Source organism: Pseudomonas sp. CFBP 13710, from assembly GCF_014842235.1.
GTDB lineage: Bacteria > Pseudomonadota > Gammaproteobacteria > Pseudomonadales > Pseudomonadaceae > Aquipseudomonas > Aquipseudomonas baltica.
In genome coordinates this window covers 1-17,114 of the sequence record NZ_JACYVJ010000007.1, presented here as the reverse complement: position 1 = coordinate 17,114, position 17,114 = coordinate 1, and the positions used below count along the sequence as shown (strand labels likewise).

14 protein-coding genes are annotated in these 17,114 nt (G+C 63.4%); 5 read left to right on the top strand and 9 right to left on the bottom strand.

The features are described from left to right. Nucleotides 1-131: 131 nt before the first annotated feature. The 4 genes from pstA to IFT44_RS15495 form a co-directional block, all read right to left on the bottom strand. Nucleotides 132-1,802: a phosphate ABC transporter permease PstA gene (pstA, locus tag IFT44_RS15510; protein ID WP_192103082.1), complete on the bottom strand. Its 1,671-nt coding sequence runs from the start codon at nt 1,800-1,802 to the stop codon at nt 132-134. 16 nt (nt 1,803-1,818) lie between these two features. Then, on the bottom strand, nt 1,819-3,852 hold the full coding sequence (locus IFT44_RS15505; protein WP_446730960.1) for an ABC transporter permease subunit: 2,034 nt from the start codon (nt 3,850-3,852) through the stop codon (nt 1,819-1,821). Nucleotides 3,853-4,309: 457 nt separating this feature from the next. Further along, nucleotides 4,310-5,308, bottom strand: a complete 999-nt coding sequence (locus IFT44_RS15500; RefSeq protein ID WP_192176188.1) for a phosphate ABC transporter substrate-binding protein PstS family protein — start codon at nt 5,306-5,308, stop codon at nt 4,310-4,312. Nucleotides 5,309-5,469: 161 nt separating this feature from the next. Further along, entirely contained in the window at nt 5,470-6,759 is a 1,290-nt protein-coding gene (locus tag IFT44_RS15495; protein ID WP_122479989.1) for an MFS transporter, read from the bottom strand. Between the two features lie 325 nt (nt 6,760-7,084). On the opposite strand from IFT44_RS15495, the gene IFT44_RS15490 reads away from it, so the two are divergent. Both IFT44_RS15490 and IFT44_RS15485 read left to right on the top strand, forming a co-directional pair. Continuing rightward, complete coding sequence (locus IFT44_RS15490; protein WP_043192132.1) at nt 7,085-7,486, top strand: acyl-CoA thioesterase; 402 nt, start codon at nt 7,085-7,087, stop codon at nt 7,484-7,486. 51 nt (nt 7,487-7,537) lie between these two features. Beyond that, nucleotides 7,538-8,440, top strand: coding sequence for a D-hexose-6-phosphate mutarotase (locus tag IFT44_RS15485; protein WP_185794653.1), 903 nt, complete (start codon nt 7,538-7,540; stop codon nt 8,438-8,440). A 138-nt stretch (nt 8,441-8,578) separates the two neighbouring features. Here IFT44_RS15485 and IFT44_RS15480 read toward each other — a convergent pair whose 3' ends face one another. The 5 genes from IFT44_RS15480 to IFT44_RS15460 form a co-directional block, all read right to left on the bottom strand. Next, on the bottom strand, nt 8,579-9,112 hold the full coding sequence (locus tag IFT44_RS15480; protein WP_192176187.1) for a DUF3299 domain-containing protein: 534 nt from the start codon (nt 9,110-9,112) through the stop codon (nt 8,579-8,581). A 140-nt stretch (nt 9,113-9,252) separates the two neighbouring features. Further along, complete coding sequence (locus IFT44_RS15475; RefSeq protein WP_122479992.1) at nt 9,253-9,501, bottom strand: GlsB/YeaQ/YmgE family stress response membrane protein; 249 nt, start codon at nt 9,499-9,501, stop codon at nt 9,253-9,255. A gap of 93 nt (nt 9,502-9,594) precedes the next feature. After that, nucleotides 9,595-10,677 carry a 5-(carboxyamino)imidazole ribonucleotide synthase gene (locus IFT44_RS15470; RefSeq protein WP_192176186.1) on the bottom strand — a complete coding sequence of 361 codons (1,083 nt, stop codon included), beginning with the start codon at nt 10,675-10,677 and terminating at the stop codon, nt 9,595-9,597. Between the two features lie 11 nt (nt 10,678-10,688). Then, nucleotides 10,689-11,180 carry a 5-(carboxyamino)imidazole ribonucleotide mutase gene (purE, locus tag IFT44_RS15465; RefSeq protein ID WP_122479994.1) on the bottom strand — a complete coding sequence of 164 codons (492 nt, stop codon included), beginning with the start codon at nt 11,178-11,180 and terminating at the stop codon, nt 10,689-10,691. A gap of 338 nt (nt 11,181-11,518) precedes the next feature. Further along, nucleotides 11,519-12,427, bottom strand: coding sequence for a LysR substrate-binding domain-containing protein (locus IFT44_RS15460; RefSeq protein WP_122479995.1), 909 nt, complete (start codon nt 12,425-12,427; stop codon nt 11,519-11,521). Between the two features lie 272 nt (nt 12,428-12,699). Between IFT44_RS15460 and IFT44_RS15455 the strand changes: the two genes are divergently transcribed. The 3 genes from IFT44_RS15455 (at nt 12,700) to IFT44_RS15445 (ending at nt 16,791) form a co-directional block, all read left to right on the top strand. Further along, the gene (locus IFT44_RS15455) at nt 12,700-14,124 is read left to right on the top strand and encodes an aspartate ammonia-lyase (RefSeq protein ID WP_122479996.1); all 1,425 of its coding nucleotides are present in this window, start codon (nt 12,700-12,702) and stop codon (nt 14,122-14,124) included. Between the two features lie 213 nt (nt 14,125-14,337). Beyond that, the gene (locus IFT44_RS15450; protein ID WP_122479997.1) at nt 14,338-15,780 is read left to right on the top strand and encodes an alanine/glycine:cation symporter family protein; all 1,443 of its coding nucleotides are present in this window, start codon (nt 14,338-14,340) and stop codon (nt 15,778-15,780) included. 12 nt (nt 15,781-15,792) lie between these two features. Next, nucleotides 15,793-16,791 (top strand): asparaginase, encoded by a 999-nt coding sequence (locus IFT44_RS15445; RefSeq protein ID WP_192176185.1) that lies wholly within the window; start codon nt 15,793-15,795, stop codon nt 16,789-16,791. Nucleotides 16,792-17,114: the final 323 nt, after the last annotated feature.

Genomic DNA, 17,114 nt, shown 5'->3' with positions numbered 1-17,114 from the left:
TCCAGAGGCTGTCAAATTCGGTTCAACGTTGGAATATTCCGGGGGCTGTGATGAGCTGTTCGCGGGCCGAGCGCTCACCGCCCTTGCGGGAGCGGGCTCTGCCCGCGAAGGGGTCATCACTGACACACCCCTCAACTGTCCAGCGCCTTGTACTTCTCGCGCAAGTGGTTGCGGATCCACACTGCCGACAGGTTCAGCGTAGCGATCACCAGCACCAGCAGCAATGCGGTGGCATACACCAGCGGTCGCGCGGCCTCCACGTTGGGGCTCTGGAAACCGACGTCATAGATATGAAAGCCCAGGTGCATGATCTTCTGGTCCAGGTGCAGGTACGGGTAGTTGCCGTCCAGCGGCAGCGACGGCGCCAGCTTGACCACACCCACCAGCATCAGCGGCGCCACCTCGCCAGCAGCGCGGGCCACGGCCAGGATCATGCCGGTCATCATTGCCGGGCTGGCCATGGGCAGGACGATCTTCCACAGGGTTTCCGCCTTGGTCGCGCCGAGGGCGAGCGAGCCCTCGCGCACGGTCCGCGGAATTCGTGCCAGGCCCTCCTCGGTGGCCACGATCACCACCGGCACCGCCAGCAGGGCCAGGGTCAGCGACGCCCACAACAGCCCCGGCGTGCCGAAGGTCGGCGCCGGCAGGGCCTCGGGAAAGAACAGCCGATCGAGCGAGCCACCGAGCACATAGACGAAGAACCCCAGGCCGAACACGCCATAGACGATGGCCGGTACACCCGCCAGGTTGTTCACCGCAATGCGGATCAGACGCGTGAAGGTATTCTGCTTGGCGTACTCACGCAGGTAGACCGCCGCCAGTACGCCGAACGGCGTGACGATGACGGCCATGATCAGGGTCATCATCACCGTGCCGAAGATGGCTGGAAAGATCCCGCCCTCGGTGTTGGCTTCGCGCGGGTCATCGCTGAGGAATTCCCACATCTTGCTGAAATAGAAACCCAGCTTGGTCAGCGTATTCATGGCATTGGGCTGATAGGCGTGGACGATCTGGCCCAGCTGAACCTCGATTTCCTTGCCGTTGGCGTCACGCACCGTGAGGCTGTCGCGATTGACCTGGGCATGCAGCGCGCCCAGGCGGGTTTCGATGTCTTTGTAACTCGCGTCGAGCTCGGCGCGCTCGGCGTCCATGTCGGCCTGCGCCACAGGCGTGAGTTGGCCTTCGAGCTCCAGTCGGCGGGCCTGCAGGCGCAGCCTTTCCAGGCCGGCGTTGACCTTGCCGATATCGGACTTCTCCAGCCGCCTCAGTGCCTCCGCCAGGTCGCTGACCCGGGTGATGCGGCTTTGCAGTTCCGGCCAGGCAGTTTCGCCCTCGGCGACAACCTTGCCTTGTTCCTTGATATTGACCAGGTAGCCATAGAAATTGCCCCACTCGCGCCGCTCCAGCGCCATGAGCTCGGGCGGGGTGCTCTGCTCGGCCAACCAGTCGCCGACGATCCAGGTGAAATCGGCACCGTTGATGTCGCGGTTGCCGACCTTGACCAGCTCGCGGGTCATGAATTCGGGGCCGCTGTCCGGCACCGGCAGGCCGGCACTTTTCAGACGTTCGCGCGGCACCTCTTCCTTCTGCACGATTTCGCCGATGACCAGGTGGTTGGCCATTCCCGGCACGTTGTAGCTGGCGTGTATCAGGTCGGCCGGCCAGAAATGTGCCAGGCCACGCACGGCGATCACCGCCAGCAGCCCCAGGGTCATGATCACCGCGATGGACACGGCCCCGCCGCTCAGCCATACGCCGGGCGAGCCGCTCTTGAACCAGCCTTTCAGGGAGTTCTGCTTCACAGCTGGCTACCTTTTCTCAAAGCGACGAATACTTTTTGCGCAGGCGCTGACGAATCAGCTCGGCCGCGGTGTTCATGACGAAGGTGAACAACAGCAGCACCAGGGCCGAGAGGAACAGCACGCGGTAGTGACTGCCGCCCACTTCCGACTCGGGCATTTCCACCGCGACGTTGGCCGCCAGGGTGCGCAGGCCTTCGAACAGGTTCATTTCCATGACCGGTGTGTTGCCGGTGGCCATCAGCACGATCATGGTTTCGCCCACGGCCCGGCCCATGCCGATCATCAGCGCCGAGAAGATGCCTGGGCTCGCGGTCAGAATCACCACCCGGGTCAGGGTCTGCCAGGGTGTGGCGCCCAGCGCCAGCGAACCCAGGGTCAGGCCGCGCGGCACGCTGAACACGGCGTCCTCGGCAATCGAATAGATGTTCGGAATGACCGCGAAGCCCATGGCCAGGCCCACCACCAACGCGTTGCGCTGATCGTAGGTGATGCCCAGGTCGTTGCTGATCCACAGGCGCATGTCGCCGCCGAACCACCAGGTTTCCAGGAACGGGCTCATGTACAGCGCAAACCAGCCCACCAGCAGGATCACCGGGATCAGGATCGCGCTTTCCCAACCGTCCGGAATGCGCAGGCGGATCGACTCCGGCAGGCGACTGACCACGAAACCTGCGCTCAGGATGCCCAGCGGGGTAAGCAGGAGCAGGCTGAAGATACCGGGCAGATGACCTTCGACATAAGGTGCCAGGAACAGGCCGGCGAAGAAGCCGAGGATCACCGTAGGCATGGCTTCCATCAGCTCGATGACCGGCTTGACCTTGCGGCGCATGCCGGGGGCCATGAAGTAGGCGGTGTAGATCGCCGCGGCAATGGCCAGCGGTGCGGCCAGCAGCATTGCGTAGAACGCGGCCTTCAAGGTGCCGAACGTCAGCGGCGCCAGGCTCATCTTGGGTTCGAAATCGGTGTTGGCTGCGGTCGACTGCCAGACATAGGCTGGTTTGTCGTAGTTTTCGTACCAGACCTTGCTCCACATCGAGCTCCACGAAACTTCCGGATGCGGGTTGTGCAGGGTCAAGGGCTGCAACGCGCCGTTGGCTTCGACCATGAGCTTGTTGGCCCGCGGCGCCATGGCGTAGATACCCGCGCCGTCGACCACGGGCTCGACCAGCAGGGTGCGGTGCGCCGTGCTGTGGAAAACCCCCAGCTGGCCGGATGCATCCAGCGCGGTGAAGCCCTTGCGCCGCTGTTCGGAGCTGATCTGGATGATCGGCGCGTGCCCCATCTGGAAGGTACGGATCTGCTTGAGGCGTGGTTCGCCGTCTTCGTCGCGGGCCATGAACCATTGCGCCAGGCCGCCCCTGGAGTCGCCGATGATCAGCGAGATGCCGCCGACCAACTGGGCGCTGGCGGTGATCTGGGTGTCGGCGTTTTCGCTGAGCTTGTAGCGGCCGTTCATGCTGCGGTCGCGCAGGCTGAAAACATCGACCTGGGCACGGCCGTTGATCACATAAAGCCACTGCTGGCGCGGGTCGATGAAGATCGCCTTTACCGCCTGGTTCATCTGCGGCAGCTCGATGCGCTTCTGCTCGTTGGCGACCTCGCCGGTCATCATGTTTTCTTCGCGGGTGAGCTGCAGCACGTGGAGCTGGTCACCGGTGGAACCGGCCAGGATCAGGCTGGAGTCGCTGGCATTGATGCTCACCCGCTCCAGCGCGCGGCCTTGAGGATCAAGTTCGATGGGGGCGTTGCCGTAGGGGTATTCGATCGCCGGGGTCACCGTCTTGTTGCCACCCGGGTAAGTCACCCGGTAGGTGTGGCGAAACACCAGAGCCTGGCCGTTGGACAGGCCCAGTACCACCAGTGGCGCACCTGGCTGGTCCTTGGCGCTGGCGGTCACGGTCACGCCGGCGGGAATCGGCAACGCCGTGCGCGACAGCTCTTCCCCGGTATGAGCATTGAAGAACAGTGCCGTGCCCTGCTCCGAGACGCGCATGCCCGCCTCGTTCTGCTCTTCGAGCGCATACACCAGAGGCTTGCCGGCATCCTGCAGCCAAGCGGGATGCAGCGGCGGCTCGACCGTCAGGTCTGCGCCTTTGAACAGCGGTACCACCACGTAGGCGAGAAAGAAGAAGATCAAGGTGATCGCGGCCAGCACGGCCAGGCCACCGACCAACACATACCAGCGCGTGAAGCGATCCTTGAGCGCGCGAATACGCCGCTTGCGCTGCATCTCGGGCGTGTTGAAATCGATGCGCTTGGGTGGAGAAGTCGGGGTCATCGGGGAATTGGCCAGATCGTTCATGCGCACACCCTAGCGATCCTGTATGACAGAAACATGACAATGAGGTGACGCGACAAAAACGCCGGCCGGCTCAAGGCCGTCGGCGAATGGATGTAGGTTAATCCCGTAGGAGCGGTCTGTGGCCGCGAACCTGTCACTGCGGTGCATCAGGTGTACCGCGGCGCTCATTTCGCGGCCACTGGCCGCTCCTACGGGGTGGCGATGTTTATTGCTTGGCGACGTCTGCGCCTTCCTTCAGACCCAGGTCGGCCAGGGCCTTGGCGGCGACTTTGGCCGGCAGGGGAATGTAGCCATCCTTGACCACGACTTCCTGACCCTGCTTGGACAGCATCAGCTTGACGAACTCGGCCTCCAGCGGCGCCAGCGGCTTGTTCGGCGCCTTGTTGACGTACACATAGAGGAAGCGCGACAACGGATACTTGCCGTTCAGGGCGTTTTCCTCGGTGTCTTCGATGAACTCGCTGGTGCCTTTCTTGGCCAGCGGGACGGTCTTCACACTGGCGGTCTTGTAACCGATACCCGAGTAGCCAATGCCATTGAGCGAGCTGCTGATCGACTGTACCACCGAGGCCGAGCCTGGCTGCTCGTTGACGTTGGCCTTGTAGTCACCCTTGCACAGGGCCTCTTCCTTGAAATAGCCATAGGTACCGGACACCGAGTTGCGCCCGAACAGCTGCACCGGTTTGTTGGCCAGGTCGCCGGTCACGCCCAGTTCGCCCCAGGTCTTCACATCGGCCTTGGCGCCACACAGGCGAGTGGACGAGAACACCGCGTCGACCTGTTCCATGGTCAGGTGCTGGATCGGGTTGTCCTTGTGCACGAACACGGCCAGGGCGTCGACGGCCACCGGAATGGCCGTGGGCTTGTAGCCGTATTTCTGCTCGAAGGCCGCCATCTCGGTGTCCTTCATCTTGCGGCTCATGGGCCCCAGGTTGGCGGTGCCTTCGATCAGCGCCGTGGGCGCCGTGGCCGAACCTGCTGCCTGGATCTGGATGTTGACGTTCGGGTATTCCTTCTTGTAGTTCTCGGCCCACAAGGTCATCAGGTTGGCCAGGGTATCGGAGCCCACACTGGACAAGTTGCCCGACACGCCGGTGGTCTTGACGTACGCAGGGATGGAAGGGTCGACGGCGGCTACCGCATTGGCAGTGGCAACGCCTGCGGCGACGAAGGTCATGGCGGCCATCAAACGCGTGAGTTTCATGCCTTGCTCCTAGCAAATCCAGAAAAGGGTGTTGACTCGGCGCTCGGTATTGGCGGGCCGTGGGGACACTCTATGAAAGGATTGTGACAGTAGGATGAATGGCCATCATCCTCCGTGCGGGCCTCGTTCGCAGGCTCTGCCAGCGAACAAGGCCAACGGATTCAGCGCTTCTTGGCCATCAGGTACAACCCGCACAGGAAGCCGATCACACAGATCGCCGCCACATAATAGGCCGGCCCCATGGGATTGGACTTCATCAGCAGGGTCACTGCCATCGGCGTCAGGCCGCCAAAGATGGCATAGGCCACGTTGTAGGAGAACGACAGGCCGGAGAAACGCACCACTGCCGGGAACGCCTTGACCATCACGTAGGGCACCGCGCCGATCACGCCCACGCACAGGCCAGTCACCGCATACAGCGGAAACAGCCAGTCGGGATGCGCGTGCAGGCTGTGGAACAGGGTCCAGGAGGTGGCCAGCAGCGCCAGGCTGCCGACCACGAACACCTTGCCGGCGCCGAAACGATCAGCCAGCGCGCCCGAACCGATGCAGCCCAGGCTCAGGAACACGATGGCCAGGCTGTTGGCCTGCAGCGACTGCTTGGGGGTAAAGCCGTAGAGGGTCTGCAGAATGGTCGGGGTCATCAGGATGACCACGATGATCCCCGCCGAGAGCAACCAGGTCAGCAGCATGGAAATGGCCACGGCCCCACGATGGTCGCGCAGCACCGTGCGCAACGGCACTTCGGCGGCCAGCGCCTTGCGCTGCTGCAGTTCGGCGAAGACCGGGGTTTCATGCAGCCAGCGACGCAGGTACACCGACGCCAGGCCGAACACACCGCCGATCAGGAAAGGGATACGCCAGGCGTAGTCCGAAACCTCGGCCGGGGTGTAGATGCTGTTGATGGCAGTGGCCATCAGCGAGCCCAGCAGGATCCCGGTGGTCAAGCCGCAGGTCAGCGTGCCGCAGGCATAGCCGACGTTGCGCCCCGGCACGTGCTCTGAGACGAACACCCAGGCCCCGGGTACTTCGCCGCCGATGGCCGCGCCCTGGATCACCCGCATCAACAGCAACAGAATGGGCGCAAAGATGCCGATCTGTGCGTAAGTGGGCAGCAGGCCCATGATCAGGGTGGGCACGGCCATCATGAAGATGCTCAACGTGAACATCTTCTTGCGCCCCAACAGGTCACCGAAGTGCGCCATGATGATGCCGCCCAGCGGCCGCGCCAGATAGCCAGCGGCGAAGATGCCAAAGGTTTGCATCAGCCGCAGCCACTCGGGCATGTCGGCAGGAAAGAACAACTTGCCCACCACCGCCGCAAAGAACACGAAGATGATGAAGTCGTAGAACTCAAGTGCACCGCCCAGGGCGGACAACGAAAGTGTCTTGTAATCACTGCGGGTCAGCGGACGCGAAGGCGGAGCGATACTCGAAGGCGCGGCGGTCATGTGATGTTCTCTTATATACAAATCCACAGCTTTGTTGCTGTTTTGGGTTTGGCAGTGCAGGCACGATAGCAAATTGCTAGAAAAAGCACATGGCCTGTATTGGCAATCGCAGTAATTGGACAGCGAACGGTCGTTATGGCGGTTCTGCGCCTATATACTGGCCTTAATTAAAGGGTCTTGTGCGAAAACGCAGCTAGCGTTGTAGCCGATTTCGCAGAGGTACCCTGTGTGCGCCAGTTGAAAGAAAAGCCGTGTAGGCTTTTGTCATTGGCGCCGATCAATGCGCCACTCCAATAAAGCGTCACGGGTCAGAGGCCCCCCCGGCATGATTGAACTCGAACAAGAAGATCCCATCCCCCAAGGCGACCTGGCCTTGCAGATCACCGCGCTGCCGCGCGAAACCAACGGCTTTGGCGATATTTTCGGCGGCTGGCTGGTCGCCCAGATGGATCTGGCCGGAACGGCCATGGCCAGCAAGGTCGCCGGTGGACGGGTGGCGACGGTAGCCATCGATCGCATGGCGTTCCTGGTCCCGGTTGCCGTCGGCGCGCAATTGTCCTTCTATACCCAGACCCTGGAGATCGGCCGCAGCTCGATCCAGATGATGGTCGAGGTATGGAGCGACGATCCACTGTCGAGCGAATGGCGCAAGGTCACCGAGGCCGTCTTCGTGTTCGTCGCCATCGACGGCAGCGGCCGCACGCGCGCGGTACCACCGCGGCGCTGATGTACCACCGGCGCATCAGCCGACTTTTTGAACCCATAGCGAGAACTCTTCATGTCTGAGCCGCAGGTCGAATCGGTCAAGCTCGATGAACTCAATTGCTGGCGCATCAGCACCGATCAGGCTGAGCTGCTGATCGCGCAACAAGGCGCCCAGGTAATCAGCTATCAGCGTCACGGTCAGCAGCCGCTGATCTGGCCCAACCCGGCCGCCCTCTACAAGCCGGGCAAGGCCGTTCGCACCGGCGTGCCGGTGTGTTGGCCATGGTTCGGCAACCTTGGGCGCAATCCCGAGGCGGTACAGGCCATGCGCACCGCCAGCGACGAGGCACCTGCCCACGGCCTGGTGCGGACGCTGGACTGGGAGTTGCTGGGTATCGACCAGCTCGAATCGGGCATCAAGGTCGAATTGAGCGTGCCGCAGGCAGCTCGCGGCGAATTGCCAGGGTGGCCGCACAAGGTCGAGGTCAGGCTGTGCGTGGTGCTTGGCGAGGCGCTGGAGATCACCTTGCACAGTCGCAACCTGGACGACCATCCCGTCAGCCTGAGCCAGGCACTGCACAGTTACTTTGCGGTGAGCGACGTGCGTCAGGCCACCGTCGAGTGCCTGGGCGGCCTGACCTACATCGAAACCCTGGACGGCTGGCAGCCCCGCCAGCAGGCTGGCGTGCTCGGGTTTGCCGGCGAAACCGACCGGATCTACCTGAATACTCCAGCGCAGCTGAGTTTCGTCGACCCAGGCTGGCAACGTCGGGTGACCCTCGCCTCCACCGGCTCGCGCAGCGCAGTGGTGTGGAACCCGTGGGTCGAGCGCGCCACGGCCTTGCCGGACATGGCCGACGATGGATGGCAGGGCATGCTGTGCATCGAGACGGCGAACGTCTGGGATGACGTGGTGACGCTGGCACCCGGTGCGGCGTGTGCCATGGGTGTGAGGTTTACAGCTTCAGAGCTTTGATATTTGCAGGCAGGTCCGGCCTCTTCGCGGGCAGAGGGCTCGCCGCCCGCCCCGCTCCCGCATGGACGCTGTATGCCCCACTGTGGGAGCGGGGCGGGCGGCGAGCCTTCTACCCGCGAAGAGGCCAGACCTGCAGAATCACAAATCCGACTCCTCTACCACCCGCACTTTCTGCGCATCCAGCGCATAAGCCGCATCGGCCAGGTCGTTGCTGACCTTCTCCACCTTGACCTTGCCCGTGACCCACAACGGCGTGTAGATATCGGCCAGCTTCAGCCCCTTGGGGTAGCGCACCAGGATCAACTGGTTCGGCGGCGGCGGCGGAACGTGAATGCACGCGCCTGGGTATGGCACCAGGAAGAACAGCGTGCTGTTGCCCTTGGCATCGCTTTCCAGCGGAACGGGGTAGCCGCCGATGCGAATGTCCTTGCCGTTCATGGCCGCCACGGTCTTGGTGGAATACATCACCGCCGGCAGACCCTTGGCTTGCTTCATGCCACCCTTTTCGGTGAACGTGCCCTGCGCCTCGGGTGAGTCGTGGTCGATTTCGGGCATCTGCTCCAAGGCCTGCTGGTCTGCCTTGGGCATCAGCTGCAGCCAGTCGGTTTCCGGCAGTTCAGCGTGCGCAGTGGCTGCGGCGAACATGAAGCAGAGCAGTAGAAGTCGGCGCATGGCAGGGCCCAGAGTGGAAAGTCGGCCATTCTAACCACAGCCCAGACGTGACGCAGCCCCCATCGAGGCAAGCTCGAGGGGGGCTGCGGTGCAACCAGTCAGGTACCTGCAGGGCTGCCGCAGGTATCAGGCGCGTTGAATCAACGCTTCTTGCTGACCATGCCGTAGATCACCAGCAGGATGATCGCGCCGACCAGCGCGCCGAGGAAGCCGGCACCTTCGCCAGCCCGGTAGATACCCAGCGCCTGACCACCGTAGGTCGCAGCCAGGGAACCGGCGATACCCAGCAGAATGGTCATGATCCAACCCATGCTGTCATCGCCTGGCTTCAGAAAACGCGCCAGCAGACCAACGATCAAGCCGATGAAGATAGTCCCGATGATTCCCATGATATTCCCTCTGATATGAACAGGCTTGATGCCAAGCTGCGATAGCAGCCTTGGCGTACAGCCATCAGAGGGTTGATGGTCGGCAATGGTTCCTCAACCCTGGATAAGGGCCTGCACTTCGGCGATCTGGCGTTGCAACGTGGCGCGATCGGCGCACCGCACGGTGGCATGACCGACCTTGCGCCCGACCTTGAACGCCTTGCCGTAGTGGTGCAGATGGCAGTCGTCGATGGCCGCGACCTGCGCCACTGCCGGCACTTCGCCGATGAAGTTGAGCATGGCGCTTTCGCCGACCTTGGCGGTCGAACCCAATGGCAGCCCGGCCACGGCGCGCAGGTGGTTTTCGAACTGGCTGCACTCGGCGCCTTCGATGGTCCAGTGCCCGGAGTTGTGCACGCGGGGCGCGATTTCATTGGCCTTCAAGCCACCGTCCACTTCGAAGAACTCGAACGCCAGTACGCCAACATAGTCGAGCTTTTCCAGCACACGACCAGCGTAGTCTTCGGCCAGCCCCTGCAGTGGATGCGCGGTGCTTGCCACCGACAGGCGCAGGATGCCGGCCTCGTGGGTGTTGTGCACCAGCGGGTAGAAGCGGGTCTCGCCATCGCGTGCGCGCACGGCGATCAGCGACACTTCGCCGGTAAAGGGCACGAAGCCTTCGAGCAGGCACGGCACGCTGCCCAGTTCGGCGAAGGTCCCGGCCACATCAAGGGCGCTGCGCAGGACCTTCTGGCCTTTGCCGTCATAGCCCAGGGTACGGGTTTTCAGCACGGCGGGCAGGCCGATGCTGGCCACCGCGGCGTCGAGATCGGCCTGGGACTGGATGTCGGCGAACGTCGGCGTCGGCACGCCCAGGTCCTTGAACATGCTTTTTTCGAACCAGCGGTCACGGGCGATGCGCAGCGCGTCGGCGCTGGGATACACCGGTACGAATTGCGACAGGAACGCCACGGTCTCGGCCGGAACGCTTTCGAACTCGAAGGTGACCAAGTCGACTTCGTCGGCCAACTGGCGCAGGTGATCCTGGTCGCCATAGTCGGCCCGCAGGTGCTCGCCCAAGGGGGCGCCACAGGCATCGGGCGCCGGGTCCAGGAAAGCGAAATTCATCCCCAGGGGGGTACCGGCCAAGGCCAGCATGCGGCCCAGTTGGCCGCCACCGATTACACCGATCTTCATGTCAAAGAACCTCAGGCCTGGCGCGGGTCGGGATTGTCCAGAACGTTGTCTGTCTGCTCGGCGCGGAACGTTTTCAGCGCAGTGTGGAACTGCGGGTGCTTGGCGCCCAGGATGCTGGCCGACAGCAGCGCGGCGTTGATCGCGCCGGCCTTGCCGATGGCCAGTGTGGCGACCGGAATGCCCGCCGGCATCTGCACGATGGACAGCAGCGAGTCGACGCCCGACAGCATGGACGACTGCACCGGCACACCCAGAACCGGCAGGTGCGTCTTGGCCGCGCACATGCCTGGCAGATGCGCCGCGCCGCCGGCACCGGCGATGATCACCTCGATGCCGCGGCTTTCGGCCTCGTCGGCATACTGGAACAGCAGGTCCGGGGTGCGGTGGGCGGAAACCACCTTGACCTCGAAGGGAATACCGAGCTTTTCCAGCATATCGGCGGTGTGGCTAAGGGTGGACCAATCGGACTTGGAGCCCATGATCACGCCAACCAATGCACTCATCGTCGAGCCTCTTCTCTTGGGCGCCCGCAGGCGCGTCAAAAAACAACGAGCCACGCAGGAAGACCGGCGTGGCTCGTTATGCGAATAATGGCCGGAACAGACCGGCCGAAGGCCGCGCAGTATACCGTAAGAATTAAGATTTATTGCAGCCATCTCGACCGACCGTCAAATGGCTGCGAAGCACGGGTTTGTTGACTTTCAGGTCAGTGAAATCGGCGGTGAACGCTTCGCGGCCACTGGCCGCTCCTACAGAGATCGCGATGGCCGCGCCTATGGAGATCACGATGGCTCTGCGTAGGAGCGGCCAGTGGCCGCGAAGGCAGCACCGCCGAATCGAGTCAGGCGCTGCCCGCCGCCGCACCCTCCAACCGCTTCCACAACAGCCGCACATTGGCCTTGCGCACCAACGCACAGCGATACACGCGAATCTCCAACGGCACGTGCCACTGCTGCCCGCCACACACCACCAGCTCGCCGCGAGCCAGCTCGGCGCGTACGCTCAGGCGCGGCACCCAGGCGATCCCCAGGCCTTCGAGCGCCATGCTTTTCAGGCTGTCGGCCATGGCGGTTTCGTACACCGTGGTATAGCGCAGGCTGCGCTGGCGCAGCAGCAGGTTCACCGAGCGCCCGAGAAACGCGCCTGCAGAATAAGCCAGCAGTGGAATGCTGCCCTCGCCTTCCAGGTCGAACAATGGCTGGCCCTGGGCGTCGCTGGCGCAGATGGGCAGCATCTCGGTGGTGCCCAGATGCAGGGACGGAAATATCTCCGGGTCCATCTGCATCGCCGAATCGGGGTCGTAGAACGCCAGCATCAGGTCGCAGCCGCCCTCGCGCAACGCATGCACTGCATCGCCGACGTTGGTGGCCACCAGGCGCGTGGCGATGGGCAGGCCGTCGTTGCGCAGTTTCGCGATCCAGCCCGGAAAGAACCCCAATGCCAGCGAGTGCGCTGCAGCCACCTGCATGACTTCACCCTGCCCGCCTTCCAAGTGATGCAGATGACGCAAGACCTCGCCCAGTTGGTCGACCACCGTGCGCGCCGTGACCAGAAACAACTGACCGGCCTCGGTCAACTCGACCGGCGTGCGCGATCGATTCACCAACGTCAGGCCCAGCGCAGCTTCCAGGCTGCGGATACGCCGGCTGAACGCAGGCTGGGTGACGAAGCGGCGTTCAGCCGCTTGTGAAAAGCTGCGGGTGGCCGCCAGTGCGCTGAAATCTTCCAGCCATTTGCTTTCCAGGTTCATGTCGGTTCTCGGTACGTTGATTCGGGCAGCGTGTAAAGCCGGACGCGGCTCGCGCCGCTGCTACAGGGATCCCTTGTAGCAGCGGCGCAAGCCGCGTCGGCGGACAACACCGACGTCATTGGAATACGCCGGATCACCCTTGCGCGTCACATGCGCCATTATGCCGATTATGCATACCCCAGCAAGCATCAGCATTAGCCGCAAATCTGCTACAGGCCTAGCATTGCAAGCATTCCGGCACTTGCCGGGCCTCTACAGAGATTATCTCTATCATGTCCTCCGCTGCATCACTGCGCACTGAAAAAGACCTGCTCGGCGTTCTCGAAGTCCCGGCTGAAGCCTACTACGGCATTCAAACCCTGCGCGCCGTGCACAACTTCCGCCTCTCCGGCGTGCCGTTGTCGCACTACCCCAAGCTGGTCGTGGCCCTGGCCATGGTCAAGCAGGCCGCCGCCGATGCCAACCACCAGTTGGGGCATCTGAACACAGCAAAGCATGCGGCAATCAGTGAAGCGTGTGCCCGCCTGGTGCGCGGCGATTTCCACGATCAGTTCGTGGTCGACATGATTCAGGGTGGCGCCGGTACGTCCACCAACATGAATGCCAACGAGGTGATCGCCAACATCGCCCTGGAAGTCATGGGCCATCAGAAAGGCGAATACCAGTACCTGCACCCCAACAACGACGTGAACATGGCGCAGTCGACCAACGACGCCTACCCGACGGCCATTCGCCTGGGTCTGCTGCTGGGCCATGACGCCCTGCTGGCCAGCCTCGACAGCCTCATCCAGGCATTCGCCGCCAAGGGCGTGGAATTCGCCCACGTGCTGAAGATGGGTCGGACCCAGCTGCAGGACGCCGTGCCGATGACTCTGGGCCAGGAATTCAAGGCCTTCGCCACCACGTTGACCGAAGACCTCAACCGCCTGCGCAGCCTGGCTCCGGAACTGCTGACCGAAGTCAACCTGGGTGGCACCGCCATCGGCACCGGCATCAACGCCGACCCGGGCTATCAGGCCCTGGCCGTGTCGCGCCTGGCCACCATCAGCGGCCAGCCGCTGGTGCCCGCCGCCGACCTGATCGAAGCAACCTCCGACATGGGTGCCTTCGTGCTGTTCTCCGGCATGCTCAAGCGCACTGCGGTCAAGCTGTCGAAGATCTGCAACGACCTGCGCCTGCTGTCCAGCGGCCCGCGTACCGGCATCAACGAGATCAACCTGCCGGCGCGCCAGCCGGGCAGCTCGATCATGCCGGGCAAGGTCAATCCGGTGATTCCCGAAGCGGTCAACATGTGCGCCTTCGAGATCATGGGCAACGACCTGGCCCTGACCATCGCCGCCGAGGGCGGGCAGTTGCAGCTCAACGTCATGGAACCGCTGATCGCCTACAAGATCTTCGACTCCATCCGCCTGCTGCAGCGCGCCATGGACATGCTGCGTGAACACTGCATCGTCGGCATCACCGCCAACGAACAGCGCTGCCGCGAGCTGGTGGAGCACTCCATCGGCCTGGTCACCGCGCTGAACCCCTACATTGGCTATGAAAACGCCACCCGTATCGCTCGCATCGCCCTGCAGACAGGTCGCGGCGTGCTGGAGCTGGTACGTGAGGAAGGCCTGCTCGACGACGCCATGCTGGCCGACATCCTGCGCCCGGAAAACATGATCGCGCCGCGCCTCGTGCCCCTCAAGGCCTGAGCCGGCCGTACGCTCACCAGGTCGAGGGACTAGACACCTCTCACCTTTTGAGGGCTCCGAGAGCAATTTCGGAGCCCTTTTTTTGTGCCGCTGTAACGCCCTGGGTCAAACATCCCACAAGATGAATATGCCCAGTCCTATGCACCAAAAAGCTGCGCGGCCTTACACCTATGGGTATAGTGCCGCCCTTTTGAACTTGACGAGGTAACCCCCATGCTTGAAGTCATCAACGACTTCCTCTCGGGAAAAGTCCTGATCGTGCTTATCGTCGGCCTCGGTGGCTATTTCACCGTGCGCTCGCGCTTCGTCCAACTGCGCCACTTCCTGCACATGTTCAGTGTGTTCCGCGACAGCCTGCGCAACAGTTCAGACCAGCTCAGCTCGTTTCAGGCACTGATGCTCAGCCTGGCCGGGCGAGTCGGCGCCGGTAACATCGCAGGCGTCGGCATTGCCGTGACCCTGGGTGGCCCGGGCGCGGTGTTCTGGATGTGGGTCACCGCCCTGGTGGGCATGGCCAGCAGCTTCTTCGAATGTACACTGGCGCAGGCCTACAAGCGCTGCGACCCCGACGGCCAATACCGCGGCGGTCCTTCGTTCTACATTCAGCACGGCCTGGGCAAGCGCTGGCTGGGCATGGTCATGGCGGTGCTGTTGCTGCTGACCTTCGGCTTTGCCTTCAACGGCCTGCAATCGCATGCGGTCACCAGTTCGCTGAACGATGCCTTCGGCCTGTCCACCACTTGGACCGGCGTCGGCCTGGCCGCGTTGCTGGGCCTGGTGTTCTTCGGTGGTATCAAGCGAATCGCGGCGGTCGCCGACCTGCTGGTGCCGGTCAAGACCCTGGCCTACATCGCCGTCAGCCTCTATGTGATCGTGCTGCAGTTCGATCAGGTTCCGGAAATGCTGGCGACCATCGTGCGCAGCGCGTTCGGCCTGGACCCGGTATTCGGCGGTCTGCTCGGCAGCGCCATCGTCATGGGCGTGAAACGTGGTGTGTTCGCCAATGAAGCGGGCCTGGGCAGTGCGCCCAACGTGGCCGCCGTGGCGCAGGTCGAACACCCGGTTGCACAGGGCGTGGTGCAGGCGTTCAGCGTCTTCCTCGACACCTTCGTGATCTGTACCTGTACCGCACTGGTGATCCTGCTGTCGGGCTTCTACACGCCGGGCTTCGAGGGCGATGGCATTGCTCTGACGCAGAACTCGCTGGCCAACGTGGTGGGTGAATGGGGCCGGGTGTTCATCAGTGTTGCCTTGTCGCTGTTCGTGTTCACCTCGATCCTCTACAACTATTATCTGGGCGAGAACAGCCTGCGCTTCCTCATCGGCGACAACCGCAAGGCGGTGCTGGTGTACCGCGCGATCGTGCTGTTGCTGATCTTCTGGGGCGCCATCGAAAACCTGGAAACGGTGTTTGCCTTCGCCGACATCACCATGACCCTGCTGGCCTTCGTCAACCTGATCGCTTTGGCCATGCTGTTCAAGACCGGCCTGCGCCTGCTGCGCGACTATGATGCGCAGCGCAGTGCCGGGATCAAGGTACCGGTGTTCGATTCGCGGCAGTTCGCCGACCTCGACCTGGATCTGAAGGCCTGGCCGGTACCAAATCCGTCGGCAGCCGATGAAAAGGCCCAGGCACCCCTGCCCGTCCAGCGTTAAGGAGCCTTCTGCATGAGCATCGCATCCCCTGCCCGTCATGTGCGGGTGCTGTACACCGGCGGCACCATCGGCATGCAGGCCAGTGCCAATGGCCTGGCTCCGGCTTCGGGCTTCGAGGCGCGCATGCGCGAACAACTCGATGCCCAGCCTGAACGGGTGGTGCCGCACTTCAGCTTCGAGGAACTGCTGCCGCTGATCGACAGCGCCAACATGACGCCGGCCTACTGGCAGCGTCTGCGCGAAGCCGTGGTTCGAGCGGTGGATGAGCAGGGGTGCGATGCCGTACTGATCCTGCATGGCACCGACACGCTGGCGTACAGCGCGGCGGCCATGAGCTTCCAGTTGCTGGGGCTCCAGGCACCGGTGCTGTTCACCGGTTCCATGCTGCCTGCCGGGGTGCCCGGCAGCGATGCCTGGGAAAACGTCAACGGCGCCCTGGCAGATCTCGCCCGGGGCCTGGAGCCGGGTGTACACCTGCATTTCCACGGTGCGCTGCTGCCGCCGACCCGCTGCGCCAAGGTGCGCAGCTCGGGGCGCAATCCGTTTGCCGCATTGCGGCGCACGGGTGGCGCCGCCCGGGTCGCACCGATGCCGGCGGCGCTGGATTATCGCCAGCCACGTCAGCCTGCCAGCATCGGTGTATTGCCGCTGTACCCCGGCCTCGGCGTGCCGCTGTTGCAGGCGGTCGTGGACAGCGGGGTGCAGGCCTTGCTGCTCGAATGCTACGGCAGCGGCACCGGGCCGTCCGACAACGCGCCGTTCCTCGACGCGCTGCGGGCAGCCCAGGCGCGGGGCATCGTGGTCGTGGCGCTGACGCAATGCCAGGAAGGCGGCGTCGAACTGGATGTGTATGAAGCCGGTAGCCGCCTGCGCGATGCAGGCGTGCTCTCCGGCGGCGGCATGACCCGCGAGACGGCATTGGGCAAGCTGCACGCATTGCTGGGTGCAGGCTTGCCGGTGGAAGAAGTCCGCCGCCTGGTAGAACTCGACCTGTGCGGCGAACTGGCCTGATCGAAACCGCGGCGCGCCCTTCGCTCCCACAGGATTTGTGCAAGTTCCGTAGGAGCGGTCAGCGGCCGCGAAACAGACGCTGCGGTGCATCAGACAGACTGCGGCGCGCCCTTCGCGGCCACGGGCCGCTCCTGCGAAGCTTGCACGATCCCGTAGGAGCGGTCATCGGCCGCGAAACAGACGCTGCGGTGTATCAGACAGACTGCGGCGCGCCCTTCGCGGCCACGGACCGCTCCTACGAAGCTTGCACGATCCCGTAGGAGCGGTCGTCGGCCGCGAAACAGGCGCTGCGGTGCATCAGACAGACTGCGGCGCGCCCTTCG

Coding starts and splice junctions, on each gene's coding strand:
- IFT44_RS15500 (WP_192176188.1), bottom strand. CDS start 5,308: ATGAAACTCACGCGTTTGATGGCCGCCATGACCTTCGTCGCCGCAGGC.
- IFT44_RS15450 (WP_122479997.1), top strand. CDS start 14,338: ATGCTTGAAGTCATCAACGACTTCCTCTCGGGAAAAGTCCTGATCGTG.
- IFT44_RS15475 (WP_122479992.1), bottom strand. CDS start 9,501: ATGGGAATCATCGGGACTATCTTCATCGGCTTGATCGTTGGTCTGCTG.
- IFT44_RS15495 (WP_122479989.1), bottom strand. CDS start 6,759: ATGACCGCCGCGCCTTCGAGTATCGCTCCGCCTTCGCGTCCGCTGACC.
- IFT44_RS15455 (WP_122479996.1), top strand. CDS start 12,700: ATGTCCTCCGCTGCATCACTGCGCACTGAAAAAGACCTGCTCGGCGTT.
- IFT44_RS15490 (WP_043192132.1), top strand. CDS start 7,085: ATGATTGAACTCGAACAAGAAGATCCCATCCCCCAAGGCGACCTGGCC.
- IFT44_RS15480 (WP_192176187.1), bottom strand. CDS start 9,112: ATGCGCCGACTTCTACTGCTCTGCTTCATGTTCGCCGCAGCCACTGCG.
- IFT44_RS15460 (WP_122479995.1), bottom strand. CDS start 12,427: ATGAACCTGGAAAGCAAATGGCTGGAAGATTTCAGCGCACTGGCGGCC.
- IFT44_RS15470 (WP_192176186.1), bottom strand. CDS start 10,677: ATGAAGATCGGTGTAATCGGTGGCGGCCAACTGGGCCGCATGCTGGCC.
- IFT44_RS15485 (WP_185794653.1), top strand. CDS start 7,538: ATGTCTGAGCCGCAGGTCGAATCGGTCAAGCTCGATGAACTCAATTGC.
- IFT44_RS15445 (WP_192176185.1), top strand. CDS start 15,793: ATGAGCATCGCATCCCCTGCCCGTCATGTGCGGGTGCTGTACACCGGC.
- purE (WP_122479994.1), bottom strand. CDS start 11,180: ATGAGTGCATTGGTTGGCGTGATCATGGGCTCCAAGTCCGATTGGTCC.